15 protein-coding genes and 2 pseudogenes are annotated in these 26,197 nt (G+C 73.4%); 8 read left to right on the forward strand and 9 right to left on the reverse strand.

Annotated features, from left to right (window positions below):
* The first annotated feature begins 50 nt into the window (after nucleotides 1-50).
* Nucleotides 51-248, forward strand: coding sequence for a hypothetical protein (locus WQO_RS12715; protein ID WP_010062144.1), 198 nt, complete (start codon nucleotides 51-53; stop codon nucleotides 246-248).
* A gap of 237 nt (nucleotides 249-485) precedes the next feature.
* On the opposite strand, the gene WQO_RS12720 is transcribed toward WQO_RS12715, so the two are convergent.
* From WQO_RS12720 to WQO_RS12735, 4 genes are all read right to left on the reverse strand, one after another.
* A complete protein-coding gene (locus WQO_RS12720) occupies nucleotides 486-1,244 on the reverse strand; it encodes an LPXTG cell wall anchor domain-containing protein (protein ID WP_058953970.1) in 759 nt (252 codons plus the stop codon).
* A 329-nt stretch (nucleotides 1,245-1,573) separates the two neighbouring features.
* Nucleotides 1,574-2,680: a peptide chain release factor 2 gene (gene prfB / locus WQO_RS12725; RefSeq protein WP_010062147.1), complete on the reverse strand. Its 1,107-nt coding sequence runs from the start codon at nucleotides 2,678-2,680 to the stop codon at nucleotides 1,574-1,576.
* An 81-nt stretch (nucleotides 2,681-2,761) separates the two neighbouring features.
* Nucleotides 2,762-4,006 carry a serine/threonine-protein kinase gene (locus tag WQO_RS12730; protein WP_010062148.1) on the reverse strand — a complete coding sequence of 415 codons (1,245 nt, stop codon included), beginning with the start codon at nucleotides 4,004-4,006 and terminating at the stop codon, nucleotides 2,762-2,764.
* A 194-nt stretch (nucleotides 4,007-4,200) separates the two neighbouring features.
* Nucleotides 4,201-5,868, reverse strand: coding sequence for a serine/threonine-protein kinase (locus tag WQO_RS12735; protein ID WP_010062149.1), 1,668 nt, complete (start codon nucleotides 5,866-5,868; stop codon nucleotides 4,201-4,203).
* 491 nt (nucleotides 5,869-6,359) lie between these two features.
* Between WQO_RS12735 and WQO_RS37395 the strand changes: the two are divergent.
* The 7 genes and pseudogenes from WQO_RS37395 to WQO_RS12760 form a co-directional block, all read left to right on the forward strand.
* Nucleotides 6,360-6,878 (forward strand): annotated as a pseudogene (locus tag WQO_RS37395) (FHA domain-containing protein); the annotation flags it as partial.
* A 548-nt stretch (nucleotides 6,879-7,426) separates the two neighbouring features.
* Nucleotides 7,427-7,573 (forward strand): annotated as a pseudogene (locus tag WQO_RS37400) (hypothetical protein); the annotation flags it as partial.
* Nucleotides 7,574-7,745: 172 nt separating this feature from the next.
* Complete coding sequence (locus tag WQO_RS12740; protein WP_418082125.1) at nucleotides 7,746-10,361, forward strand: FtsK/SpoIIIE domain-containing protein; 2,616 nt, start codon at nucleotides 7,746-7,748, stop codon at nucleotides 10,359-10,361.
* Between the two features lie 206 nt (nucleotides 10,362-10,567).
* Complete coding sequence (locus tag WQO_RS12745; protein WP_010062151.1) at nucleotides 10,568-11,932, forward strand: ABC transporter substrate-binding protein; 1,365 nt, start codon at nucleotides 10,568-10,570, stop codon at nucleotides 11,930-11,932.
* A gap of 100 nt (nucleotides 11,933-12,032) precedes the next feature.
* Nucleotides 12,033-13,319 carry a carbohydrate ABC transporter permease gene (locus WQO_RS12750; RefSeq protein ID WP_058954206.1) on the forward strand — a complete coding sequence of 429 codons (1,287 nt, stop codon included), beginning with the start codon at nucleotides 12,033-12,035 and terminating at the stop codon, nucleotides 13,317-13,319.
* Nucleotides 13,316-14,278 carry a carbohydrate ABC transporter permease gene (locus tag WQO_RS12755; protein ID WP_010062154.1) on the forward strand — a complete coding sequence of 321 codons (963 nt, stop codon included), beginning with the start codon at nucleotides 13,316-13,318 and terminating at the stop codon, nucleotides 14,276-14,278. The genes WQO_RS12750 and WQO_RS12755 overlap by 4 nt, the downstream gene beginning before the upstream one ends.
* A 191-nt stretch (nucleotides 14,279-14,469) precedes the next feature.
* On the forward strand, nucleotides 14,470-16,701 hold the full coding sequence (locus WQO_RS12760) for a bifunctional glycosyltransferase/CDP-glycerol:glycerophosphate glycerophosphotransferase (RefSeq protein WP_058953971.1): 2,232 nt from the start codon (nucleotides 14,470-14,472) through the stop codon (nucleotides 16,699-16,701).
* 47 nt (nucleotides 16,702-16,748) lie between these two features.
* Here WQO_RS12760 and WQO_RS12765 read toward each other — a convergent pair whose 3' ends face one another.
* The 5 genes from WQO_RS12765 to WQO_RS12785 all read right to left on the reverse strand — a co-directional run bounded on the left by WQO_RS12765 (nucleotide 16,749) and on the right by WQO_RS12785 (nucleotide 26,196).
* On the reverse strand, nucleotides 16,749-17,891 hold the full coding sequence (locus WQO_RS12765) for a glycosyltransferase (RefSeq protein WP_010062156.1): 1,143 nt from the start codon (nucleotides 17,889-17,891) through the stop codon (nucleotides 16,749-16,751).
* Entirely contained in the window at nucleotides 17,888-20,752 is a 2,865-nt protein-coding gene (locus tag WQO_RS12770) for a bifunctional glycosyltransferase/CDP-glycerol:glycerophosphate glycerophosphotransferase (RefSeq protein ID WP_010062157.1), read from the reverse strand. The genes WQO_RS12765 and WQO_RS12770 overlap by 4 nt, the downstream gene beginning before the upstream one ends.
* Nucleotides 20,749-24,264 carry a bifunctional glycosyltransferase/CDP-glycerol:glycerophosphate glycerophosphotransferase gene (locus WQO_RS12775; protein WP_010062158.1) on the reverse strand — a complete coding sequence of 1,172 codons (3,516 nt, stop codon included), beginning with the start codon at nucleotides 24,262-24,264 and terminating at the stop codon, nucleotides 20,749-20,751. Before WQO_RS12775 ends, WQO_RS12770 begins: the two co-directional genes overlap by 4 nt.
* Before the next feature lie 217 nt (nucleotides 24,265-24,481).
* Nucleotides 24,482-25,363 (reverse strand): TylF/MycF/NovP-related O-methyltransferase, encoded by an 882-nt coding sequence (locus WQO_RS12780; RefSeq protein ID WP_010062159.1) that lies wholly within the window; start codon nucleotides 25,361-25,363, stop codon nucleotides 24,482-24,484.
* A gap of 11 nt (nucleotides 25,364-25,374) precedes the next feature.
* Nucleotides 25,375-26,196, reverse strand: coding sequence for a methyltransferase domain-containing protein (locus tag WQO_RS12785; RefSeq protein ID WP_010062160.1), 822 nt, complete (start codon nucleotides 26,194-26,196; stop codon nucleotides 25,375-25,377).
* Nucleotide 26,197 lies beyond the last annotated feature (1 nt).

A 26,197-nucleotide genomic window follows, 5' to 3' on the forward strand; every position in this document is an offset into this window, starting at 1 on the left:
GCGGAGAGACAGCAGGCAAGCGGCTCCGCCGCGCGGGAGGAGGAATGCGCATGACCTATGACCGACTGGTGTGCGCGAACTGCGCGGCGCCCGTGAGCGAGGGCCGTTGCCGCGTCTGCCGTGCCGTGCGGCAGCAGATGCTGGAGGAGCAGGGCCAGGGCCCGCTGGCCGGGATGAGCCCGGCGATGCTGATCGCCCTGATGGTGGTGTTGCTGGCGGCGCTCGCGCTGCTGGCGCAGGTGGCCTGATCAGGTCCGCGCGGCCTCGGGGCCGCCCCTCACCGCCCCGTCGGGGCTCACAGACGTATGCGTAAGGCCGCCTGAGCGGTCCGGGCGCGCAGAAGGGCCCGGGAGGCGTCGTACGCCCTCCCGGGCCCTTCGTCATGCCGTGCTGCGCCGCGTACGGGCCTGATCCGCGCCCGCTACGCGCCCGGCAGGGTCCGTCACGGTCCGCGGCGGACGCCGCCGCGGACCCGGTCGCCGGACCTAGGCGACCGTGCGGCCGCCGCCGACCAGACGCGGCAGAATACGGAAGCCGATGCCGCCCGCGATCATCGTCGCGGCGCCGATGACCAGGAAGGTCGTCTCGGCCGCACCGGTCTCGGCGAGCTCTTCCTTGCCCTTGCTCTGCTCGACCGGCTTGTTGCCGACACTGTCGGTGTCGGTGTTGTCGGTGCACTCGGCACCGTCCAGGTCGACGGTGCAGCCGGCGTCGTCGCCACCGGTGGTGGAACCACCGGTCGCGCTGCTGCCGCCCTGGTCGCCGCCGGTGGAGCCGTTGGAGCCGTTGGAACCCGAGGTCCCGTTGGTGCCCGAGGTGCTGGTCTCGCCGGTGGTCTCACCCGTGGTGGTCTCACCCGTCGTCGAGGTCTCACCGGTGGTGGAGGTCTCGCCGGTGGTCTCACCGGTCGTGGTCTCACCGGTGGTCTCGCCCGTGGTGGTCTCACCCGTGGTGGAGGTCTCGCCGGTGGTCTCACCGGTCGTGGTCTCGCCCGTGGTGGTCTCACCGGTGGTCTCGCCCGTGGTGGTCTGCCCCTCGTCGACGCCGCCGGGGCCGCCGCCTCCGATGAGCTCACCGATGAGACCCTCGTCCTCGGTCTGGTCCTGGGTGGTGACCGTGGACTGCTCGCCGGAACCGTCAAGGTCCAGCGCCTGCGCCGCGCCGGCCGCAGTCAGCGAGGCACCCGCGGCAATGACCGCACCAGCGGCTATCCGCGCGACGCGCACACGCGTCTTCTTCGTCATCTGTTGCTACCCCCAGTAGCTGAATCTCGTCATGGAGCAGCGGTATGCGGGCCGTGGACCCTGGGGGTATCGCTCTCGGCAAGGCCACGTCGTGCCGTGGTCACCCCGCCCGCCCCCCGCTTCGCACCCGTCCCAGACATACGCACGCTGCTCTAGCACCCTGGCCAGAGTTAAGGATTACGTCAAGGCCGTTCCGTGCACTAGGCACCGATATGAGGGGTGTTGACGGCTATTCGGAAGCGCGACTGTGACGCATCGGGCACAGATCCTCCCCAACGCAGGAGGGCCCGGACAGAAACTGTCCGGGCCCAACCTCCGTACCGCTGAAGCTACTTCTCCCGCTGCTTGCGCCAGCGGATGCCCGCCTCGACGAAGCCGTCGATCTCGCCGTTGAAGACCGCTTCGGGGTTGCCCATCTCGAACTCCGTACGCAGGTCCTTGACCATCTGGTACGGGTGGAGGACGTACGAACGCATCTGGTTGCCCCAGGAGTTGCCGCCGTCGCCCTTGAGCGCGTTCATCTTGGCCTGCTCCTCCTGGCGGCGGCGCTCCAGGAGCTTCGCCTGGAGGACGTTCATCGCGGACGCCTTGTTCTGGATCTGCGAGCGCTCGTTCTGGCAGGAGACGACGATGCCGGTGGGCAGGTGGGTCAGACGGACCGCGGAGTCCGTGGTGTTGACGCCCTGTCCGCCGGGGCCCGAGGAGCGGTACACGTCCACGCGCAGCTCGGACTCGTCGATCTCGATGTGGTCGGTCTGCTCGACGACCGGGAGCACCTCGACGCCCGCGAAGGACGTCTGGCGGCGGCCCTGGTTGTCGAAGGGCGAGATGCGGACCAGCCGGTGGGTGCCCTGCTCGACGGAGAGGGTGCCGTAGGCGTACGGGACCTGGACGGCGAAGGTGGTCGACTTGATGCCGGCCTCTTCGGCGTACGCCGTCTCGTAGACCTCGGTCTTGTAGCTGTGCTGCTCGGCCCAGCGGAGATACATGCGCTGGAGCTTCTCCGCGAAGTCGGCGGCGTCGACGCCGCCGGCCTCGGCGCGGATGGTCACCAGGGCCTCGCGCGCGTCGTACTCGCCGGAGAGGAGCGTGCGGACCTCCATCTCGTCCAGCGCCTTCTTCACCGACTCCAGCTCGGCCTCGGCCTCCGCCTGCGCGTCGGCGTCGCCCTCGGCCTCGGCGAGCTCGAAGAGGACTTCGAGGTCGTCGATGCGGCCGCGCAGGGCCTCGGCCTTGCGGACCTCGGCCTGGAGGTGCGAAAGCTTGCTGGTGATCTTCTGGGCCGCGTCCGGGTCGTCCCAGAGGGACGGCGCCGCTGCCTGCTCCTCGAGCGCGGCGATGTCCGCCCTCAGCGCATCCAGGTCCAGGACGGCCTCGATCGACCCCATGGTCGAGGAGAGGGACTTCAGCTCTTCGGAAATATCGACGACTGCCACGGGTCCAGCGTAACGGCTGGGCGGATGAAGCTTGCCCTCACCCGGGAACCGGCCCGGGAAAGGGGTGCGCCCACCGTGCGCTCACGGGGTCGCCGGGGCCGAGTTCTCGCTGTCCTGGGGCGCCCCGTCCCCGTCGTCGCCTCCGGTGGCCAGCCAGCCGCCGACCGCGACGGCCGCGCAGAGCAGCACGGCCGCGGCGCCCAGGGTGATGCGGCGCTTGCGGACGGACGCCGCCTTGTTACGGGCGGAGCCGGGCCGGGGCTTTCCCGGGGCGCGGGGGGCGCGGGCCGTGCCGAGGGGGCCGCCCGCCAGCTCGTCCGGGGCCGGGACGCGCATGCTCGTGTGGGTGTCCCGGTTGGAGTCGGGGGCGGAGCCGGGCACCAGCGGGACCGCGCCGCGGCGGCGGGGCTCGTCGGCGGCCGGGGTGTACTGCTGCTCGTCGTAGCCCGGGGCCTGCTCGCTCTCCTCCGGGCCCGGCTCGTCCACCTCCAGCGGCGGTATCCCCGCCAGCAGGGGCAGCAGGTCGCGCAACCGTACGGCCAGCTCCGAGGCGCGCAGCCGGGAGGCGGGGGCCTTGGCCAGGCACTGGACCAGGAGCTGCCAGAGCTCCTCGGGGATGCCGGGGAGCGGGACGACGGTCTCGGTGACATGGCGGCGCAGGACCGCGCCGGGGTGGCCGCCGCCGAAGGGCGTGAACCCGGCGAGCAGCTCGTACAGCACGGTCGCCAGGGCGTAGATGTCGACGGCGGCGCGGGGCGGGAGGCCCTCGACGATCTCGGGCGCCAGATAGTCCGGCGTGCCGATGATCTTCGTGGCCTTGGTGCGGCGCGGGGTGTCGATCAGCTTGGCGACGCCGAAGTCGGTGAGCAGGGCGGGGTGGGCGCCGCCGGGGCCGAGCGGGCCCTCCATGTCGAGCAGGATGTTCTCCGGCTTGACGTCCCGGTGGACGATCTGGGCCTTGTGCGCGGCGGCCAGCCCGTCGGCGACGTCCGCGATGATCGCGACGGCGGCCTCGGGGGCGAGGCGGCGCTCGCGGTCCAGGCGGGTGCGCAGGTCGGTGCCGCGTACGAGGGTCATGACCAGCGCCAGGTCGTTGCCGTCCACGACGAGGTCCCGGACGGCGACCACGTGCGGGTGGTCGAGTCCGAGCAGGGCGGTGCGTTCCTGTACGAAGCGGCCCACGAGCTCCTGGTCGGACGCGAGGTCCTCACGGAGCAGCTTGATGGCGACCGGGCCCTCGGGCCCTTCGCCGAGCCATACCGTGCCGGCGCTGCCGCGCCCCAGGATCTGGTGGGCCGTGTACCGGCTGCCGATATTCCGTGCCAAGACTGCTCCCTCAGCGGCTGGCGGTGGACCCCCGGTCGACAAAGTTACGCGGCGTTCGGGGTGTCACGCGCCCAGGATGGCACCGACCTCGGCTTCTCCGGGCGGAATGGGCCCGGAGAAGTCGACAAAGAGACAGTTTTGCAGGTCAGGACATGGTTGCGGGCCGGGCCGCGGCCGGTCCTCCGGCGTACGGGTCAGGCCCCGCCCGAGCCTCCGGCGCTGTCGCCGAGCTTGGAGAACCAGTCGGTGACCGTGCCGATCGCGTCGCCGATCGCTTCCCAGTAGCCCTTGCCCTGGGCAACCCAGTCCTGGAGCGGGGTCAGCTCCCAGATCAGCCAGCCGGCGACGACCAGGAGCACCAGGGTGAACAGACAGCCCTTGAGGCAGCCGAGCCCGGGGATGCGCATCGGGTTGGCGCTGCGCTGGCGCGGCGGACGCGGCTCGCGCGGCGGCCGGGCGGCCGGCTGCTGGGGCTGCGGGGGCGCGTACTGCTGCCGCTGGGGCTGCTGCGGCTGCTGGTAGCGCTGCGGCTGTTGCTGCTGCTGGTATGGGTACTGCTGCTGGAGCGGCTGCTGCCTGCGCTGCACGGGCTGCTGCTGCCGCTGGGGAGGCTGCTGCGGCGGCTGCTGGCGCTGGGGGCGGCGGCGCAGCGGGTCCTGGCTCGGGTCCAGGTACTGCACCTGGGTCTGCTCGTTGCGGTCACGGGCCGCCTGGAGCTGCGACTGCCAGGGGTGCGGGCCGTCCGGCTGCGGCGGCCCGTCGGGGCGCTGCGGCACGGGCGGCATGACGGCGGTCGGGTCGGCGTGGCCCTGGTTGCCACCCTGGCCCTGTCCCCCGGGGCCGGTCTGCGGGAGCACGCTGGTGGCCGCGGCGGGGTCGTAGGAGCCCGCGTTGCTCGGCAGGACCTGCGTGGGGTCGGCCGCGCCCGGGGTGTCCGGGACGGCCGTGGGCGCCGGGTCGGGGGCGAGCAGGGCGCCCACGCCTTCGGCGGCGGCGATCTGGGCGGAGTTCGCGTGGACGCCGATGCCGGAGGCGACCGTACGCAGACCACGGGCCAGGTTCTCGGCGCTGGGCCGCTGGTCCGGGTCCTTGCGCAGGCAGCGCTCGATGACCGTCCACAGCGGGTCGGGGACGGTGGAGGGCCGGCGGGGCTCCTCGCTGAGGTGCCGGTGCAGGACTTCGAGGGCGGTGCCCCCGGCGAACGGCGGACGGCCGGTGACCAGCTCGTACAGCAGGATGCCCGCGCCGTAGATGTCGACGGCGGAGGTCTGCGGGCGTCCCTCGGCGGACTCCGGCGCCACATAGGCGGGCGTGCCGACGAACTCGTGAGTCCGGGTAAGACCCGGGGAGTCGGCGAGCCGCGCGATGCCGAAGTCGGTGAGCATCGGGGTCATGCCGCCGTCACGCTCGTCGAGGAGCACGTTGGCGGGCTTGAGGTCGCGGTGGACGACGCCGTCGGCGTGGCTGGCGGCGAGCGCGTCCGCGATCTGCGCGGTGAGCAGGGCGGCGGCGACCGGGGTGAGCGGGCCGTTCTCACGGAGGTAGCGGTGCAGGTCGGGGCCGTCGATCAGGTCCATGACCAGGGCGAGGAGATCGCCCTCGACGACGAGGTCCCGGGTGCGCACGATGTTCGGGTGCGTGAGCCGCAGCAGGACCGAGCGCTCCCGCAGGAACCGCATCACCACGTCGGCGTCGTTGGCCAGCTCCTCCTTGAGGACCTTGATGGCCACGGTCTCGCCGGGCTGACCCGCGACGGCCGCCTCGGCGCCCGCGGTCTCCCGCTGGCGGGCTCGCCAGACGGTGCCCGTGGCACCGCGCCCGAGCGGCTCCTCGAGCAGGTACTTGCTGCCTACAGGCCGCACGTCATGCGCTCCCTGCTGATCGTGGTGCTTGCGGACCCCGGGGGGTGTCGTACCGCTGGGCCCGCCCGAATGTTCCGGCCCACTGTAATGCCGCCGAACGGGGCACCGGGGGCTCGCGTTTCGAGGGAAGACGCGAAGACCCGGCGGAAGGTTGCCGCACAGCTGATCACAGGCCGGTCGGACGTTCGGTGATCCGGTGCGGCTTTTCGCCCGGCGTACGGCAGATAACTCCCGCCAAACCCTCCGAGCGGCGGGATTCGGACGCAAGCAGGCACTTTTGCGCCCACAGCCGACCATTCAAGATCATTTAAAGGTGACCGCCGGGCGTGTTGTCAGTGGCAGGTGCGAGGATGCCTCCAGCACGGACCTGCGGGCTCGGAGTCCCACGGTCCGTGACGACCTGTACGGACGACGTGTCCGTGCCGGGTGGGGGGAATCACAGGGCGTTTCCCCTGCCGGGCACCCCCGCGCAGAAGGGACCGCCCACGGCGATGCAGATCCGGCTGACCGTCCTCGCGCCGCGCAGCGGCCAGACCCCGGCGCGCTCCTGCGACGTGCTCGTGACCGCCCCCGCCGGGACGGCGCTGGCCGCCGTGGCCTCCCAGCTGGCCGCCGCCGTGTCGGGGCCCGAGAGCTCCCAGAGCGGCGGGGCGGTCGTGCTCTTCGCCGGGCGGGACCGGCTGGACGGGCACCGCATCGCGCTGGGTGAGCCGCCCCTGGTGGACGGCGCGGTCCTCTCGCTCCAGGTCCCCGGCGACGACGAGGCGACGGACGACGCCGTTCCGGCCCAGCTCCATGTGGTCGCGGGCCCCGACGCGGGCGGCGTCCATCTGCTGCACGGCGGGCAGATCCGGATCGGCCGCTCCGCCGACGCGGACGTCCCGCTGGACGACCCGGACGTCTCGCGGCTGCACTGCGCGGTGACGGTCTCGGACGACGGCCGGGTCTCGGTCGCCGACCTCGGTTCGACGAACGGCACCGCACTGGACGGCGTCGAGGTCCGCGAGCGGCCGGTCCGCCTCGCTCCCGGCGCGCTGCTGCGGCTCGGCGAATCAACGCTCCGCCTCACTTCGGGCTCCCGTCCGGCGACGCTGCCGACGGCCCCGGACGGCGAGGGGCACCTGCGGGTGACCCGCGCCGAGACGGGGGCGGCCGCCCCGGGACAGGGCACCGGTGCGCCGTTCGCCGCGCGCACCCCCGACCGCGGCGGCCAGGGCCCCGGCCAGGCGTACGGCGCGCCCGCCGCCGCCTCGTTCGCCTCCCCCGGGGTGTACGGGGACCCGGAGTCGTCCCCCGACGAAGCCTCCTGGCCGGAGCACACCGAGGCCGGCCCCGGCGCGTACGAGGGCGAGGGCGCCCACGCCCGCGGCGAGGAGGCCGCCGCGGCCCCGGCGCCCCGGCGCGGCATAGGAGCCTGGGCGAGGCGGCTCAAAGGCGGCGCGAAGGGCGAGCCCGCAGCGGGCGCGAAGGGCGGGTCCGGAGCCGCTTACGGGGAGCGGGCCGACGCGTACGGGTCTGCCCGCACCCCGGCCGGTCCGGGCTCCCGGGCGGCGCACGGATCGTCGTCGTACGGAACCGGGGCGTACGACTCCGGGACGCAGGGGTCCTCTCCGTACGGCTCCGAGGCCTACGGCTCCGACGCCTACGGAACCGGTACGTACGGCTCCGGGGCGCACGGTTCCGGCGAGCCCGGTTCCGGCGTACGCGGTTCCGGCGGGCACGACTCCGGGGCACGCGGTTCCGGCCGCCCGGGCGGGTCCGGCGATCCGGCCGGCGGCCCGTCGGGGGCCGGGCACCTCGCCTCACCGGCCTCCCCCGGCTCCCCCTTCTCCGCGCTGCCCTCCGCCCCCGAGGGCACCTGGCCGGACCCCGCGGCCGTGCTGCTGACCGCGCTCGGCCCGGGGCCACGGCTCTGGGAGCGCCACCCGGCCCACCCGGAGGCCCTGGTGGTGCGGCTCGGCACGACCGACCGGGCCGAGGTGCCCTCCGTGCCGGTGACCGTGGGGCTGCGGGAGGCCGGTTCGCTCGGGCTCGCCGGTCCGCGCGCCCGGCTGGCGGGTCTGGCCCGGGCGACGGTGGCGCAGCTCGCCGCGCTGCACTCCCCGTTCGACCTGGAGATCGTCCTGATCTCCACGGACCGTTCCCGCACGCTGGAGGAGCGGCGGCGCGAGTGGTCCTGGCTGGGGTGGCTGCCGCATCTGCGCCCGACGCACGGGCAGGACTGCCGGCTGCTCCTCGCCTACGACCGTGAGCAGGCGGAGGTCCGTGCGGCCGAGCTGGTGCGCCGTCTCGACGAGGGCCCCCTCGGTCCCGGCTGGCCGCATCTGGACCGGGCCGCGGTGGCCGAGGCCGCCCGCGCCCATACGGGCCCGCACACGGTGGTCGTCCTGGACGGCGACCCGGGCACGGCGTTCCTGCGCGAGACCACGGCACGGCTGGCCGGGGCGGGTGCGGCCGCCGGGATCCATCTGATCTGCCTGGCCGAGACCCCCGCCGCCTCCCCCACCTCGCCGGTGGCCGCGACGTACGAGGACGCCTGCCGCAGCTCCATCGCCTTCCGGGAGTGCGGGGCCGTCGCGATACTGAGCGGCGACGTGGCCACGGCGTTGCGCCTGCTGCGTACGGCGGGTGGGCAGGCCGCGGGGCACGGGACGGTGGCCGCGGTGGACGCGGTGTCGGCGGCCTGGGCCGAGCGGTTCGGGCGGGCACTCGCGCCGCTGCGCGAGGAGGGCTCGGCCGCGCTGGCGGGCCGCCCGACGACCGCGGCGCTGCCGCCGTCCGCCCGGCTGCTGGACGAGCTGGGTCTTGCCCGCGCCACTCCGGCGTCGCTGATGGCCCGCTGGGCGTCCACGGCGGAGGCCCAGCCGGGCGCTTCGGTGCCCCGGGCTGCCGCCGCGCCCCCGCCCCGCGCCGACCTGGACAGCCCCAACTCCGGGCGCACCCTCAGCGCGGGACCACGTGTCGGCCCCCAGCGCACGGCGGCCTCCCCGCACCACGACTCCGGCCGCACGCCGTACCCGGCCGCGGGCGCCCCCGACCCGGAGCGCACCCCGTATCCCCCGCTGGAGGCCCACGACTCGGGCCGCACGCCGTACCCGCCCCTGGACGCACGGGACTCCGGCCGCACGCCGTACCCCTCGCCGGACGCCCGCGACTCGGGCCGCACGCCCTACCCGGGCACCCGCTCCGACGCGGACCGCACCCCGTATCCGCCGCTGGACTCCCGCGATTCCGGCCGTACTCCGTATCCCCCGCTCGACACCCGCGACCCCGGCCGCACGCCCTACCCGCCCCTCGGCACCCGCGACTCCGAGCGCACGCCCTACCTGGGCGCCCAGCGCTCCGCGTCGGAGCCCGACGCCGAAACCCGGGAGCGAGGGGACACCACCGCGTCCACGGCCGGCTCTGGCGGGGCCGCCCCCGCCCACACCGGCCGGCCCGTCCTCGTGCTCGGGGCCGGACCCCGCGGCCCCCTCAGCGTCGATCTCGCCGACGAGGGCCCGCATCTGCTGATCGAGGGGCCCCCGGGCAGCGGCCGCACCGAACTGCTCCGGGCCGTCGCCGCCTCGCTCGCCTCCGCGGCCCGGCCCGATCGGCTCGGCATCCTCCTCGTCGACGGCTCCGGCGGCGAACAGGGCGAGCGCGGCGAGGGCCTGCTCCCCTGTACGGAGCTGCCGCATGTCTTCGCCCATCTCGTGGCGTCCGACCCGGTCCGGATGCGGGAGTTCGCGCAGGCCCTCGGCGGCGAGCTGAAGCGGCGCGCCGAGCTGCTCGGCGAGCTGGACTTCGCGACCTGGCACGAGCGGTACGGGCAGCAGCAGGCCCAGCAGGAGGCCGCCCCCCGCATCGTGGGCCAGCGGCCGCCGAGCGGTGCCGCTGGCCGGGGCGATCTGGACTCCCCGGCCAGCGGCACCCTGCGGCTGCGCCCGGCCGCCGCCCGGTCCGCGGACCCGGGACCTTCCCCGCTGCCCCGACTCGTCGTCCTCGCCGACGACTTCGACGCGCTGGTCGCCCCGGCGCTCGGCTCCCCCGGCCGGCCCGCCGCCGGTTCGGTGGTGCGGGCGCTGGAGGCGGTGGCCCGGGACGGCGGACGGCTCGGGGTGCATCTGGTCGCCACCTCCGCGCGCCCCGACCGCACCGAGGACACCGAGCTGGCCCGGGGCGCCCGGCTGCGCATCGTGCTGGACGCCCCGGTACTGCCGCCGTCCCCGGACGAACCGGCCCCGGGCCGGGGCAGGCTGGGGCATCCGGACGGCCGGGTGACGCCGTTCCAGGGCGGCAGGGTCACCGGGCGCATCCCGCGTACGGCGACGCTCCGGCCGACGGTCGTCCCGCTGGAGTGGGAGCGGATGGGCGATCCGCCGACCCGGCGCCCGGTCCGGGAGCTGGGCAACGGGCCGACCGACCTCGCGCTGCTCGCCAGTGCCTTGGAGCGCGCGGCCCGTTCGGTGAACGCCGAACGGCTGCCCGCCCTGGTGCCGTTCACGGCCTGACACCGAACCCGGGAGAACCGCTCCTACCCCTGCCCCGGCAGGCTTCCGACATGCCCTGACATGACGTCACGAGGCCATCACGATCAGCACGTCGAGGCCTCCGGCGGTATTGCGGGGCCCGTGCACCGGGCGTAGGACTGTGCGCACGGACGACGTGGTCCGGGCATGCGACGTGGCCGGGCGCGCAGGGAAGAAACGGGGCAGGAATGCGCACAACCTTCTCGATACGCAGGACCGCGGTCGTGTTCGCGGCGGTCGGCGCTCTGGCGCTCACCGGCTGCGGGGGCGACGGCGACGGCAAGAAGGAGTCGGGCGACGGCACTGGCAAGGGCACGGACAGCGCGTCCACGGTCGACCTGCCGAAGCTGGACGGAGAGAAGGTCTCCGTCGCCGCGGTCTGGACCGGGCCCGAGCAGGCCAACTTCACCAAGGTGCTGGACGAGTTCGAGAAGCGCACGGGCGCGGACGTCACGTTCGTCCCGGCGCAGGACCCGATCATCAACTTCCTGGGCACCAAGATCGCGGGCAAGCAGCCGCCGGACGTGGCGATGATCCCGCAGGTCGGCGCGATCCAGCAGGCGGCCGCGAAGAAGTGGGCCAAGCCGGTCGGCGCCGAGGCGAAGGCCCAGCTCGACAAGAACTACGCCAAGGTCTGGCAGGACCTCGGCGCGGTCGACGGCACCCAGTACGGGGTGTATTTCAAGGCCGCCAACAAGTCCCTGATCTGGTACAACGCCGCCGCGTTCGACAACGCGGGGGCGAGCGAGCCGAAGACCTGGAAGGACTTCCTGACCACCGCCGAGACGGTGGGCGCCTCCGGCGTCACCCCGGTCTCGGTGGGCGGCGCGGACGGCTGGACGCTGACCGACTGGTTCGAGAACGTCTACCTCTCGCAGGCGGGCCCGGAGAAGTACGACCAGCTGGCGAAGCACGAGATCCCGTGGACCGACCCGTCCGTGAAGGACGCGCTGACCACGCTGGCCGAGCTGTTCGGGAAGCCGGAGCTGATCGCGGGCGGGGCGGACGGGGCGCTCCAGACGGAGTTCCCGGCCTCGGTGACGCAGACCTTCACCGGGGGCGACCAGCCCAAGGGCGCGATGGTCTTCGAGGGTGACTTCGTCGCCATCAACATCGCGCAGACCGAGGCGGAGATCGGTACGGACGCCAAGGTGTTCCCGTTCCCGGCGGTCGGTGCGGACTCGCCCGTGGTGACCGGCGGCGACGCGGCGGTGGCGCTGAAGGACAGCAAGGGCGCGCAGGCGCTGCTGACCTGGCTGGCGTCGGCGGACGCGGCGAAGATCTGGGCCGAGGCGGGCGGGTTCATCTCCCCGAACAAGGGCCTGGACCTGAAGGCGTACCCGAACGACGTGCAGCGCACGATGGCGCAGGCGCTGATCGACGCGGGTGACGACGTCCGGTTCGACATGTCGGACCAGGCCCCGCAGTCGTTCGGCGGGACGCCGGGGGCGGGCGAGTGGAAGATCCTCCAGGACTTCCTGAAGGACCCGAAGGACATCGCGGGGACCCAGAAGAAACTGGAGTCCGAAGCGGTCAAGGCGTACAAGAGCTGACGGCGTGACGACAGCGACCGCGGGGGGCGCCGGTGCGGCGCCCCCCGCCGACGACACGAGTCCGAGCCCGTCCCCCGACCCGAAGAAGCCCGGCCGGAGCGTGACCGGCACCCGCAGGGCCGTCGCGGCGGTGTTCCTGCTGCCCGCGCTGGTGCTGCTCGGTGCGCTGGTGCTCTACCCGATCGGGTATTCGGTCTACCGGTCGTTCTTCGACCAGGCCGGTACGGGCTTCGCCGGGTTCGACAACTACACCGCTCTGTTCACCGACGACACGATCCTCACGGCGGTGAAGAACAACGCGATCTGGGTGGTCTTCGCCCCGACGGTCGCCACCGCGCTGGGGCTGATCTTCGCGGTGCTGACCGAACGGATCCGCTGGGGCACCGCGTTCAAGCTGATCGTCTTCATGCCGATGGCGATCTCGATGCTGGCGGCGGGCATCATCTTCCGGCTGGTGTACGACCAGGCTCCCGAGCGCGGGGTCGCCAACGCGGTGGCGGTGAGCGTGCACGACACGTTCAACGAGTCCGCGGGCTACCCGAAGGCCCGCCCGCTGCCCGTCCACCCCCTGGAGAAGGCGGCCGGCGGGACGTTCGTGTCCAAGGAGCCGATCCGGGCGGGCGAGCCGCTGCGGGTGCCGCTGGTCGGTGTGGCCCCGGCGAAGATGCCGGGCGACGCACGGCCGGCCGAGGGCGCGCCTGCGGCCTCCGGGGGCAAGATCTCCGGCACGGCCTGGCTGGACTTCACCCGGGGTGGCGGCGGGAAGCCGAACGTCGTCGACCCGAAGGAACTGGGGCTCAAGGGCCTCAAGATCGAGGCGGTGAAGGACGGCAAGGTCGTCGCCACCGCCACAGCGGGAGCGGACGGGGTGTTCACCCTGCCCGCCTCCGCCGACGGGGCCCAACTGCGGCTGCCCGCAGACAACTTCCGCGAGCCGTACAACGGCGTCGACTGGCTCGGCCCGTCCCTCGTGACGCCCGGGATCATCGGCAGCTACGTGTGGATGTGGGCCGGGTTCGCGATGGTCCTGATCGCCGCCGGTCTCGCCGGTCTGCCGCGCGAACTGCTGGAGGCGGCCCGGGTGGACGGGGCCAACGAGTGGCAGGTGTTCCGCCGGATCACGGTGCCGATGCTGGCACCGGTGCTCGCGGTGGTCCTGGTGACGCTGATGATCAACGTGCTGAAGGTCTTCGACCTGGTGTTCATCATCGCGCCGGGCTCCTCCCAGGACGACGCGAACGTCCTGGCGCTCCAGCTGTACCGGTCCTCGTTCGGCACGGACGCGGACCTGGGGATCGGCAGCGCGATCGCGGTGCTTCTGCTGCTGCTGGTGATCCCGGTGATGCTGGTCAACATCCGCCGGATCCGGAAGGAGGGACGGCGATGAGCAGCGCACCGGAGAAGAACAGCGCACCGGACGTGAACACCGCCCGTATCGGCCGCCAGAAGGCGGTCTCCCGGAAGACGGGCGGCACCCCTGAAGCGCCCAAGGCCGAGCAGTCCCTCGGAGCCAGGATCGCCGCCCGCGCGGGCGGCGGGGTGATGCGGGTCTTCCTGGTCCTGGTCGCCCTGTTCTGGCTGATGCCCACGATCGGTCTGCTGCTGTCCTCGCTGCGCGGTCCGCAGGACATCGCGGCGACCGGCTGGTGGAAGATCTTCACCACCCCGTCCGAACTGACCTTCGACAACTACCAGCGGCTGCTGGACAATGCGACGATCACCGGCTCGCTCGGCAGCACCATCATGATCACCGTGCCGTCCACGGTGCTGGTCGTACTGATCGGTTCGTTCGCCGGATACGCCTTCGCCTGGATGGAGTTCCCCGGCCGGGACTGGCTGTTCCTGCTGGTCGTCGGGTTGCTCGTGGTGCCGGTGCAGGTCGCGCTGATCCCGGTCTCCGAACTGTTCGGCACCATCGGGATCTTCGAGACGACGCTTGGGGTGGTGCTGTTCCACACGGCGTTCGGCCTGCCGTTCGCGATCTTCCTGCTGCGGAACTTCTTCGCGGAGATCCCCCGCGAACTGCTGGAGGCCGCCCGGCTCGACGGCGCGGGCGAGATCCGGCTCTTCACCCGGGTCGTGATGCCGCTGGGCGGCCCGGCGATCGCCTCGCTCGGGATCTTCCAGTTCCTGTGGGTGTGGAACGACATGCTGGTCGCGCTGATCTTCGCGGACTCCGAGTCGCCGCCGATCACCGTGGCGCTCCAGCAGCAGGTACGCCAGTTCGGCAACAACATCGATGTACTCGCGCCCGGCGCGTTCGTGTCGATGGTGATCCCGCTGGCGGTGTTCTTCGCCTTCCAGCGGCAGTTCGTCTCCGGCGTGATGGCGGGCGCGGTCAAGTAGCCCGGCCGGTCGAACAGCCCTGACAGCACAGACGTACGGCTGTACGTCAACACGGAGCGGCCCGGTTCCCCGGAACCGGGCCGCTTCGGCGTCCGCGTCCCCCGATTGCCACGTCCGGCGTAACCCTGTCATTCCATCCGACGTTTGCGCTCTGCCTGGATTTCCGCGAACGATCGACCCATGGATGTGTAGTGCCCCGGTTCTCCGTCATCGTGCCCGCATTCCGGGTCCAGGCGTATCTGCACGCGTGTCTGGATTCCGTGCTGGCCCAGTCCTTCAAGGACTACGAGATCATCGTGATCGACGACTGCTCCCCCGACGCCTGCGGACCGATCGCCGACGAGTACGCCCGCCGGGACCACCGCGTCACCGCACTGCACCTGCCCCGCAACATCGGCCTCGGCCCGGCCCGCAACGCCGGGATGGGCCGCGCGGCCGGCGACTACCTGATCTTCCTCGACGGCGACGACACCCTGCTGCCGGACGCCCTCCAGACCATCGCCGACCGGATCGACACGACCGGCGAGCCCGACGTCCTGATGTACGACTACGCCCGTACGTACTGGACGGGCCGCAGCGTCCGCAACGTCCTGGCCGCCCATCTCGACGAGAACGGCCCCGAGCGCTTCCGCCTCACCGACCGCCCCGAGCTGCTGCAACTCCTCATGGTCGTCTGGAACAAGGCGTACCGCCGCGCGTTCGTCGAGGCCGAGGGGTTCACCTTCCCGCCCGGCTACTACGAGGACACCCCCTGGACCTACCCGGTCCTCATGTCGGCCGATTCGATCGCGGTGCTCGACGCGGTGTGCGTCTCCTACCGGCAGCGGCGGCGCGGCAACATCCTCTCCACCACCAGCGAGAAGCACTTCGACGTCTTCGACCAGTACGACCGGGTCTTCGCGTTCATCGACTCCCACCCCGAACTCGCCCTGTGGCGGCCGGTGATGTTCCGCCGCATGCTGGACCACTTCTCGGCGCTGTTCGCCTCCCGGGACCGGCTGCCGCTGCACAGCCGCGCCGCGTTCTTCCGCCGGGCGACCGCCTCCTGCCGCCGCTACCACGCCCCCGGTGCCCCGGCCCCCCGCCGTGCGCTGCTGCGGCACGGCCTGATGCACCTCGGCGCGCGGCGCACCTACCGGGCCCTGTCGGAGGCACAGCGCCTCGGCGGCCGGCTGCGGAAAGGAGCGGCGGCCCTGCGCCGGGCGGTGCGGGGCGCGGCCCTGCGGGCGCACTACCGCATCCAGGTGCGGCTGCCGCTGCGCACCCGGGACGCGGTGTTCACGACACGGGGCGGCGGCGGGTACGGGGGCAGCCCGGCGGCGATCGAGGCGAAGGTCCGCGAGCTGGTCCCGGGGCTGCGGACGGCCTGGATCTGCCGCCCCGTCGACGCCCACACCGTGCCGACCGGCGCCCGGCATATCGCGCCCGGCACCTTCGCCCACCGGACCGCGCTGGCCCGCTCGGCATATCTGGTGAACGACGGCTCCTTCGACCGGGGGCTGGTCAAGCGGCGGGGCCAGATCCTGCTGCAGACGCACGAGGGCACGCCGCTGCGGACCGTGGGCACCGATCTGCTGGACCGGCCCGCCGCCGCCCGCGGCACGGACTTCGACGAGCTGCTGCGCCAGGTCGACACCTGGGACTTCTCCCTCTCGGCCAACCCGCACTCGACCCTCGTACGGGAACGGGCCTATCCGTCCGCGTACACGACGCTGGAGTACGGCTCGCCGCGCAACGACGTCTACCACCGCGCCGGTCCGGCCGATGTGGCGCGGCTGCGCGAGACGCTGGGCATCCCCGAGGGCAGCACGGCCTTGCTGTACGCCCCCGTCCCCCGCGACTACCGGCGGGTCCAGCGGCCCTCCCTCGACCTGGAGCGGCTGGTCCGGGTCCTGGGCCCGCAGTTCGTGATCCTCGCCCGGGCACCGCGTCCCGCCGGTCCGGGGGGCAGGAGCCGGGCACCGCATCCCCGGATCATCGACGTGAGCGCCCACCGGTCCGCGGAGACGCTGGCACTCGCCTCGGACGCCCTGCTCACCGACTACGCCTCGCTGATGTTCGACTACGTCAACCTGGACCGCCCGGTGGTGCTGCACCTCGACGACATCGAGGCGTACGAGGCGGCCCGGGGCACGTACTTCGACATCACGGCGTTCCCGCCCGGCGTCGTCGCCCGGAGCCAGGACGAGCTGTTCGACATCTTCGCCACGGACCACTGGCGGGGCTCCCGCTCGGCGCAGCTGCGGACCGCGTTCCGGGCCCGGTTCTGTCCGTACGACGACGGGTACGCCGCCGAGCGGGTGGTGCGGAGGGTCTTCCTCGGGCAGACGGACGGGCTGCCCCGGCCGGTGCCGTTCTCGGCCCGCCGGACGCCCGCGGCCCTGCCCGCGCAGGACGGGGCCGGGGCGGCCGTCGGGGGCTGACCCCCGGCCCGTGCACCGGGGTCGGCCCAGCGCCCACCCGGGTCCGCTCAGCGTTCCAGGAACGCGAACAGCTCCTCCCAGCGGCGCAGGGTCTCCGGTTCGGAGAACCGCTGGACGCCGGAGCGGGCCCGCGCGCCCATCGCGTCGCGCAGCCGGGGGTTGCCGGTGAGCCGCAGCAGCCGGTCGGCGAGCGCGGCGACGTCCCCGGCGGGGGCCAGGAGCCCGTCCTCGCCGTCCCGGACGATCTCCCGCACCCCGGGCGCGCAGTCGAAGGCGGCGCACGGCACGCCGCCGGCCATCGCCTCCAGCAGCGCGAGCGGGAAGCCCTCGCCCCGGGAGGACTGGACGAAGACGGAGGCGTCCGCGAGGGCCCGCTCCACGTCGTCGGTGCGGCCCATCCACTCCACGGAGCCGTCGAGGCCGAGGCCCGTGCACTGTGCCTTCAGCGCGGCCTCGTCCTCGCCCGCCCCGTACACGCGCAGCGTCCAGTCGGGGCGGGCGGGGGCGACCAGGGCCCAGGTGTCCAGGAGCAGGTCGATGCCCTTCTGGTCGCTGAGGCGGCCGATGCTCGCGACGGTCTTCGCGGTGCGCGGGGAGGGCACGAGCGGGAGGCGGGAGAGGGCGTTGGGCAGGAAGCCGACGTTGTTCATGCCGTCCCCGGCCCACCGGTCGGCGTCCTCCTCGGTGAGGACGAGCCAGTGGTCGAGGTCCTTGTAGTGGTTCTTGATCCAGCGGTAGCGGTGGCTCGCGCGGGAGTAGTCGTAGGACTCGTGGCTCATCCCGATGACGCGCAGCCCGGTGGTGTCGGCCTCCCCGACCCACTCCATCGCCCAGACCTGGGTGACGATGACGACCGCGCCGGGCCGGGCGGTGGCGAAGAGCTCCGAGAGCCGTCCGACGGCCTGCTTCTTCGCGGCCACCCGGGCGGCCTCCTTGCGCCGGGTGGGGATGCGGAAGCGGTCACGGACGCCGTGGGGTGTCCAGGGGGTCGGGGGGTGGGCGGGGTAGAGGGCGGTGACGGGGTGTTCGGGCTGCCGGGGCAGCGTCATCTTGAGGTCGGAGGCGTGGATGCCGACGGTGTGGACCCGGTGGCCCTGGTCCGCGAAGAGGCGGGCGGTCTGGTGCATCCAGGCGGTGACGCCGCCGAGTTCGTCGGTGCTGTTGGAGACGATGAAGATGTCGCGGCTCATCGGCCGGCCCCCCGGTCGTGGTCGGTGGTGTGGCGGACGCCCCGGGAAGCGGCGGGCCCGAAGACGGCGGCGACGGCGGCGCGGGCCGCGTCGCCCTGGTCGTAGGCGCCGAACCGCTCGGCGAAGGCCCGGCGTCGATCGGCGTACCGGGTGTCGGACTTCTTCAGTTCCACGAGGGCGGCGAACAGTTCGTCCTGGGTCGCGGTCACCGGCCCCGGGGCCTGTTCCCGCAGGTCGAAGTAGCTGCCGCGCTCGGCCGCGTACGCCTCCAGGTCGGGGGCGAACAGCACGACGGGCCGGTCGAGGAGGGCGAAGTCGAACATGATGGAGGAGTAGTCGGTCACCAACACATCGGTGAGGGCCAGGAGTTCGCTGACATCGTGGTGGCGGGAGACGTCGACGACGGTGCCGGGCGGGCAGACCGGCAGCCGGGCCGACTCCAGGTAGTGGGCGCGGACGAGCAGGGTGTGGGTGTCACCGAACCGCTCGGCGAACTCCCGTACGTCCAGCAGGAGTCGGGTCCTGCGCTGCTTTCCGGGGCCGCCCCGGAACGTCGGGGCGTAGAGCACGGTCTTCTTGTGGTCGTCGAGCCCGAGCGCCCCGGCGAGCGGCGGGCGCGGCAGCCTTCCCTCGGTCTCGGCCCGGGTGCGCTCCGCGATCAGGGCGTCGTTGCGCGGGTAGCCGGTGCGCAGGAGCTTTTCCTCGGGCAGCCGGTAGGCGCGGGCGAGAGTGGTCACGTCGCGCTCGGAGCGGACGAGGAAGTGGTCGAAGCGGTCGACGGCCTGCTGGAGCCGTTCGCGCTGCGGGGCGTTCTGGAGCCGTACGCGGGTCTCGTCGAAGCCCATCCGTTTGTACGCGGAGCCGTGCCAGGTCTGGAGGTACGTGGTGTGGCCGGGCTTGCGCAGATGCTGCGGGAAGCCCTGGTTGTCGACCCAGTACTCGGCGCGGGCCAGCGCCCACAGGTAGCGCCAGGACCAGCGGCGTACGAGACGGGCGTCGTCCGGGAATCCGGCCGGGGACGGGTCGTAGGACCAGGTGGCGTGGAGCTTCAGGCCCTGGCGGCGGATCTCCTCGTACAGGGCGCGCGGGCTGTCGCCGTAGCAGGTGCCCATGTGGCTCTCGAAGACGACGGAGCCCCGGCGCACGGGGAGGCGGGTGAGCCAGGTGTTGTAGGCGGGGGCCTTGAAGCCGCGGGAGCGGTAGCGCTCCAGGCGCTTGCGCAGGGCGCGGACGAGGAGCTTGGCCTTGCGGGCGGGCCGGAAGCGGGTGGCGTAGCGGACCAGGCGGTGAGCAGTGCGGGCCGGGCGGCGGCGGGCGGCCAGCCGGAGGGCGAAGTGGTCCTTGAGCGTGATGTAGGGCTCCCAGGTGTCCCCGGCGAGCCGCCCGAGCCGGGGCCGCGCGGCGAAGCGGACCGCTCCGGCCACCTGGTCCTGCGGGGCGAACAGGTCGCTGACGCACCGGACCCCGTCGGCCTCCACGGTCAGCCGCGCGTCCCACGCCGTGTCGCGGACGCCGACGGGGCGCAGGCGGCGCGAGACGTCGGCCCGCGCGCGCCAGGTGATCCCGTTCGCGTCGTGCCGGACCACCTCGGCGGGGAACGCGACGGCGCGCGCCCCGCCCCGGGCCCGGAACTCCAGGGTGGCGGTGAGGGGGGCGCCGGGGCGGGGCCCGGTGGGCCCGGGCAGCACGAGTCGGCCTTCGAGGAGCAGACGGCTCCCGTCGGCGGCGGTGCAGCGGGTGAGCCGGTTCATCAGCCGCATCTCACCGAACCGGCGGTAGTGGTGGCCGAGTTCGGTGATGTCGGCGACGGGCTCCTCCGCCTCCCCGCCCCAGCCGACCCGCCCGTCCGCGCCCGTCGTCAGCGGCGCGCACACGGTGGCGGGCCGGCTCAGCGCGTAGGCCGCGGCCAGGATCCCCTCGGTGTCGCCCCGGCCCAGCAGAGTCACGGCGACCCGCTCCAGCGGCGGCAGGTCCGGCGGGACGGGCCCGGTCAGCGTGCGGGCGGCAGCGGCGGCGACCCGGTCGCGGCGGGCTGCGGGCAGAGCGGGGAAGGACCGGACCAGCGGCACCAGATGGTCCCGGTGGAACGCCGTCTCCCGCTCCTCGCGCAGCTCGGGCAGCCCGCGCGCGAGGAGGGTGTTGGCGACCCGGCGGTGGGCCTCGACCAGGGCGACGAGGTCGCGGGCCCGGTCGGGAACGGCCCGGCCGGTCACGACGAGCCGGCGGACCAGGGCGATCCGGCCGACCGACGCGGCGGCGAGCGGGCCGAACAGGATCTCGCCGTGCGCCAGGTCCTCCTCGTACCGCAGCCCGTGCCGCCTGGCGGCCTCGCGACGCAGACAGAATCCGGTCACCAGGGCGTCCCGGACGACGAGTTGGGGGGCTTCGGTGAAGCGGGTGAGGGTGCGGGAGCGGGCGAACAGCTCGCCCTGCCAGGACGGCTCCCGCTCCTTGCCGGCCTCGTCGGTGATCCGGCTCCAGCGGCCGGCGACGAGGTCGGCGCGGCTGGTCTCGCCCGCCTGCCAGAGGTTGCGGCAGGCGTGCTTCTGGAGCCGTTCGCCGGTGCCGAGGACCAGGACGTACCGGCCGCTCGCCGCGTCGAGACCGGCGTTGCGCAGGGCGCCGGTGGTGCGGGCGGCCGGGTCGGCGTGGACGAGGCGGACCCGCTCGGGCGCGCGGGCGGCGAGGGCGCGGGCGGCGGTGCGGACGGCCGGGTCGGCGGCGGAGGCGAGGACGACGAGGGCCTCGGAGCCGTGCATCGACTGACCGAGGACGGACTCCACGGAGGCGCGCAGGGCGTCGGCCCCGCCCGGGCCCTCGCCGTCCCCGCCGCCGGTGATCACACACGTGAAGTCGCTCATGCCCGCTCCCCCTCGACAGCCCCGTCGCTCTTGAGCATCCGGTCCACGACCCGGGCGGCGGCGGTCCCGTCGTCGAGGTCGCAGAACGCCTCCCGGAACCGCTCGTACGCCTCCCGGTGTCCGGCGGTGGCGGCGGCCGGGTCACGGAGCGCGGCCACGATCCCGGCGGAGTCGGGGATCAGGGGCCCGGGGGCGCGGTGCTCGAAGTCGAAGCAGAAGCCGCGCAGGGTGTCGCGGTAGTGGGCCAGGTCGTAGGTGTGGAAGAGCATCGGGCGGCCGGTCTGCGCGAAGTCGAACATGATCGAGGAGTAGTCGGTGACCAGCACGTCGCTGATCAGAAGGAGTTCGGCGGCGTCCGGGTGGCGGGAGACGTCCCGGACGAAGTCGGTGTCGGGCACGCTGCCGCCGACGAGGTAGTGCCGCCGGACCAGCAGGACGTGGTCGTCGCCGAGGGTCTCGCGGGCCTGCGCCAGGTCGAGGTGGAGGTCGGGGGCGTACTTCCCGCCCTTCCGGGGCTGGTCCTCGCGCCAGGTCGGGGCGTACAGGACCACGCGCCGCCCCTCCGGGATCGCGAGCCGTTCCCGTACGGCGGCGGCGACCTTGGCCCGGTCGGGGGCGTACAGCAGGTCGTTGCGCGGGTAGCCGCACTCCAGGACCTCGCCGCCGTAGCCGAAGGCGCGGCGCAGGACGGGGGTGGAGAAGCTGTTCGGGGAGACGAGCACGCTCCACTGGGCGGACCGGCGTTCCATGGAGGCCATGTACGCGGCGTCGGCGTGCGGGCTGCCCGCGAGGTCGCGGCCGATGCGCTTGAGGGGGGTGCCGTGCCAGGTCTGGACGACGCACTGGCCCTCGGCCCGCTCGAACCACTCGGGAAGGTGGGTGTTGGTGACGATCCAGCGGCTGCGGGCCAGCGCCTGGTACCACTCGGCGCTGTGCAGGGCGACGGGCCGGACGCCGTCGGGCACGGCCGTCTGCTGGTCACGGACGACCCACAGGTGCTCGATGTCCCCTTCCCTGGAGGCGAGTTCGCGGTGGATCGCGCGGGGCGAGTCGGAGAACTGGCGGCCGTCGTAGCTGGAGTAGAGGACGGCGGGGCGCGTCGCGGCCGGGGCGACGGCACGGACCACGGCATACCGCTCGCGCCGGACGCGCTGCCCGTACGGCCCCCGGTCGACGGCCGGGAGGGCGCTGCCGGACTCCAGGACGAGCCGGTCGTGGTAGCGCCGCTGGAGGGTGAAGTCCCTGTGGTTCTGCCTCTGTTGCTGGGGCAGGGTGCTGTGCAAGGGGGTACTCAGCCGGAGCGGCCGGTACGCCTCCGGGTCCCGCTCCCCCGGTGCGCGCAGGAAGAGGTACCAGCGCCCCTCGCCGAGCGGCAGCGCTCCGCCGGGCCCTTCGACGGTGGCGGGTGCGACCACGGCCCGGAAGCCGTCGCCCTCGCCCCGCTCCACGTCGACGACGGCCTCCTCCTGGTGGCCGCTGTGGCGCAGGACGAGTTCGCGGCCGGTGCCCGTGGGCTCGGGGAAGGCTCCTTCGAGAACCAGTTCGCCCGTTCCCTTCCAGACGGCGGAGGTGACGACGGGCTGGACGGCCCGGTCGGTGAGGACGAGGTCGCCCGAGGGGTTGGGAGCCGCGTACACCTCGCGTCCGCCGGGCAGTGCGTAGCGCCCGTCCTGACCGTCGGACGGGGACGCGACGGTCAACGGCTTCCCCTCACCGATGAGTTGAACGCCCCAGATCTCGTCCTGTCCTCGGAACGCGCTGAGCGGGATGTCCGCCGCCCGGGAGCCGAGCGAGCCGCGCAGGGCGAACTCCCGGGTCTCCTTGGTGCGCCACTCGGTGAGCCGGAGTGCGACAGGACCGGAGTCCCCGAGGACCTTCACCTCCAGGCGCACGGCGTCCTCGACCGCCGACTGCCCGGTGAGGACGGCGGCGACGCGTTCGGTACGCAGTTCCAGCTTGTTGCCGGACAGGACGGGGACGATCCGGGTCCGCTCGTCGGTGTACGTCACGGCGGGCGGGGCCGGGGTGCCGACGAGCCGCATGGGGCCCCGGCGCGGGCGCCCCGCGCCGACGACGACGGCCTCCAGCTTCCAGGTCGTACGGCCGCCGCTTGCTTTCCCGGCGAGCCTGCGCGGGTCGACGACGGCGGTGAACCCGGCACGGTCGTACCGGTGCAGGGAGCGGCCGGACCGGGCGGTGGCCTCGTCGCCACCGACGGGGCGCAGCCGCAACGGGACGATCCGCTTCCCGGACCGCAGCCAGCCGAGGCGCGGGGCCCCGCCGGGGGCGTTGCGCACATAGGCGTACCCGGTCAGACGCAGCAGCCCGTCCCGCCAGACGACCTCGGTGAGGTGGGCGTGGACGGGCAGATCGGCGGGGGTGAGCGCGGTCGCGGCGGGCGGCAGCGGGTCGCGGACGGCGGGGTGGTGAGCGCGGGGTCGGAGCAGCCCGCGGACGTGGAAGGTGTCCCGGTCCTTCTTCTCGTCGGCGAGGAGGGTGAGGAGTTCGGGGAGCCGGCGTTCGCGGATGAGCTGCCACTTGACCCGCAGATGCAGGGGCAGCGAGGCGAAGACGTCGGGTTCGACGGTGGAGGCGAACGCGCCGGCGTGCTCCAGGAAGGCTTCGTGGAACTCCGCGTCGCCGTCCGGCAGGGCCTCGATGAACAGCCACAGGTCACCGGAGAGCGCGTGGGCGTCGTAGCGGCGCTTGGCCTCGGCGGCGTCGGCCGTCCCTCCCGCTTCGGCCGCCCCTCCCCCTTCGGCCGCACCTTCTTCGGATGCCCGCTCGGCGAGGAAGTTGCTGACGGTGGTCACGGCGGTGACCCGGTCGCGGATGCCTCGGGGGACGGCCCGCCGGGTGGTGATCGAGCCGTCGCGGTCGCGCCAGTGGTAGACGGGTTCCTCGACGACGTCGACCGAGCGGGCCAGGAAGTGGGCGGGGAGGACGACGGCGATGTCCTCGTACAGCACGCCGGTCGGGAAGGCGAAGGCGTGCTCGTCCCAGAAGGTGCGACGGAAGACCTTGTTGCAGGCGATGCGGTCGCCGAGCAGGATCCAGTCCCGGGTGACATGGGTGGCCGGGCGGGCCTTCTCCATCGGCTTGCGGAACATCGGGGACTGTTCGAGCTCCCCGTTGGCCCGCAGCCGCAGGACGTTGCCGGTGGCGAAGTCGGAGCCGGACCGGTCGAGTTCGGCGAGCATCCGGGCATACGCACCCGGCGGGACCACGTCGTCGCTGTCGACGAACGTCAGGAACTCCGCACCGGGATGGGCCTCGCGGACCCCGGCGTTGCGGGCCGCGCCGAGCCCGGCGTTCTCCTGCCGGAACAGCCGGAAACGGGGATCGCGTTCGGTGAACTCCTGCGCCAGCGCCGGTCCGTTGTCCGTGGAGCCGTCGTCGACGAGGACGACCTCCAGGTCCGGCATGGTCTGCTCGGCGAGCGAGGACAGGCAGGCACCGAGGTACTCCTCGACGTTGTAGAGGGGGACGACGACGGTGAGACGGGGTGCCATCGCGGCGCACGATCCTTCCGGGGACTGGGGCTTCGGGGCGTGGAGGGGCCGCCGGGGGCCATGGGGTACAACCCGTGCCGTGGTGACCGGTCACCCGAGGGGGTCCGTTCGGGTGACGGGAGGGGCGGAGTCGGGCGCCCGGGGGGCGCGCCGGTGACGCGTTCGAGCCCCGCACCGGGGAGGGCACGGGGCTCGGCACGACTGCGGAGGGCGCGGGTCAGGGCTTGACGGCGATCCGGCCCTCGTCCATGCGGAGCAGGAGGAGCCGCTCACCGGTCTTCTCCAGGAACTCGTCCACCGCCTGCCGGGATCCCTGCCAGTAGCCGTAGTCGTCGATCAGGAGGACCCCGCCCGGGACCAACCGGTCGTACAGGTGCTCCAGTTCATGCTTGGTGGAGGCGTACCAGTCGGTGTCCAGGCGCAGGATCGAGATCTGCTCCGGAGCCTGCCCGGGGACGGTGTCCTCGACCCGGCCCTGCACGTAGTGCACGCGCTCCTGGGGATAGGGCACGTTCTCGAAGCCCGCCTTGACATCCTCCAGGGACGCAACCGCCCAGATCGGCCGGTCCTTGCCCTGGGCGTCCAGCAGTTCCTGGGCCGGCCGGCCGTCGCGCCGCAGGTCCTCGGCGGTCGGCGGGGTCATCCCCTCGTACGTGTCGAAGAGGTAGAGGTCGCGCTCGGTCTCCCCGACGGACAGCAGGGTCCGGGCGCACGCCTGCATCGAACCGCCGCGCCAGACACCGCACTCGACGATGTCGCCGGGGATGTCGTGCCGGGCGATGTACCGGGTGGCGAGGATGAAGGCGTTGAGCCGCTCCGGCGAGGTCATCGAGTACGGCTTGACCGCGCGGATGATGTCCTTCGCCTCGTCGTCGTAGTCCGCCGGGAACGCGAGGGCGGGCTTCTTCGCCTTGGGCTTCGGGGCGGGTGCGGGGGCCGCCGCCGGGGCGGCCGGGGCCGGGGCGGGACCGGCGGGGGCGGTGCGGGCGGCGGGCACCGTGACACGCCTGAGCTGGTATCCGGTGAGCTGCTGAAGGACGCCGTTGACGGCGTTGCGCCAAGCCATGCCCCGGGACAGTACGCGCGGTTTGCGGCTCATGTCACTTTTCGTCAACCTGCCATTGATTCCGGCGGGGTTCCGGGGGCGGACGCCGGAGGGGACACGAAGGCCGACGCGGATGCGGGCTCGGATGCGGGCTCGGACGCGGGCTCAGGTACGGGAACGGGGGCGGCGGCGGGCCTGCCGCACCGGTCGCGGCCGTCGACCGGCCGGGGCAGCGGGACACCGTCCACGCCGCCGACCCGGTTCGCCCACCACACCGCCGACTCCCGGACGACGAACATCGTCAGCCGGGGATAGCGGCGCGGCTTGCGGAAGACACCGACGGAGTCGCCCCAGTAGGCGGCCTTCTTGTCGATGGCCCGGTAGTCGTGCCAGATACCCTTCTGCGGCGGGAAGTCGGTGTAGGCCTCGACCAGTTCGAGCCGGGAGTGGGCGGCGAGGGCGCGGAATCCGTCGGGGTAGTAGCGCCAGCAGTCCTGCGCGTCGTGGACATGGCCGCGCGAGGGTGCGGTGATGAACGCGTGTCCGCCGGGCTTCAGGATCCGGGCGATCTCCAGCATCGAGGCCCAGAAGAACGGGATGTGCTCGAACGCCTGCCCGGAGAGGACGACATCGGCGCTGTTGGAGCGGGCGGGGATGCGGTACGGCTTCTTCATCACCGCGTCGACGTTGGGGCCGTCCTGCACGTCGACCCCGAAGTAGTCGGTGGAGTGCCCCGCGAGGAGCGCCCGGTGGGTACGGGTCTGCTTGCCGGAGATGCGCGACCCCAGGTCGACGACCCGGTACGCGCCCTTGCCGGAGGCAGGCCCTTCGACGGGCAGGTACTCCTGGATGCAGAGTTCCATCTGCTCGTAGGCGGACCGGTGCATG

The sequence above is a fragment of the Streptomyces globisporus C-1027 genome (genome assembly GCF_000261345.2).
Lineage (GTDB): Bacteria > Actinomycetota > Actinomycetes > Streptomycetales > Streptomycetaceae > Streptomyces > Streptomyces pakalii.

What these genes read in the sequence shown, in the direction of transcription:
- WQO_RS12715 (WP_010062144.1), top strand. Translation starts at nt 51, where the DNA reads ATGACCTATGACCGACTGGTGTGCGCGAACTGCGCGGCGCCCGTGAGC.
- WQO_RS12720 (WP_058953970.1), bottom strand. Translation starts at nt 1,244, where the DNA reads ATGACGAAGAAGACGCGTGTGCGCGTCGCGCGGATAGCCGCTGGTGCG.
- WQO_RS12745 (WP_010062151.1), top strand. Translation starts at nt 10,568, where the DNA reads ATGCGCACAACCTTCTCGATACGCAGGACCGCGGTCGTGTTCGCGGCG.
- WQO_RS12755 (WP_010062154.1), top strand. Translation starts at nt 13,316, where the DNA reads ATGAGCAGCGCACCGGAGAAGAACAGCGCACCGGACGTGAACACCGCC.
- WQO_RS12765 (WP_010062156.1), bottom strand. Translation starts at nt 17,891, where the DNA reads ATGAGCCGCGACATCTTCATCGTCTCCAACAGCACCGACGAACTCGGC.
- WQO_RS12770 (WP_010062157.1), bottom strand. Translation starts at nt 20,752, where the DNA reads ATGAGCGACTTCACGTGTGTGATCACCGGCGGCGGGGACGGCGAGGGC.
- WQO_RS12775 (WP_010062158.1), bottom strand. Translation starts at nt 24,264, where the DNA reads ATGGCACCCCGTCTCACCGTCGTCGTCCCCCTCTACAACGTCGAGGAG.
- WQO_RS12780 (WP_010062159.1), bottom strand. Translation starts at nt 25,363, where the DNA reads ATGAGCCGCAAACCGCGCGTACTGTCCCGGGGCATGGCTTGGCGCAAC.
- WQO_RS12785 (WP_010062160.1), bottom strand. Translation starts at nt 26,196, where the DNA reads ATGCACCGGTCCGCCTACGAGCAGATGGAACTCTGCATCCAGGAGTAC.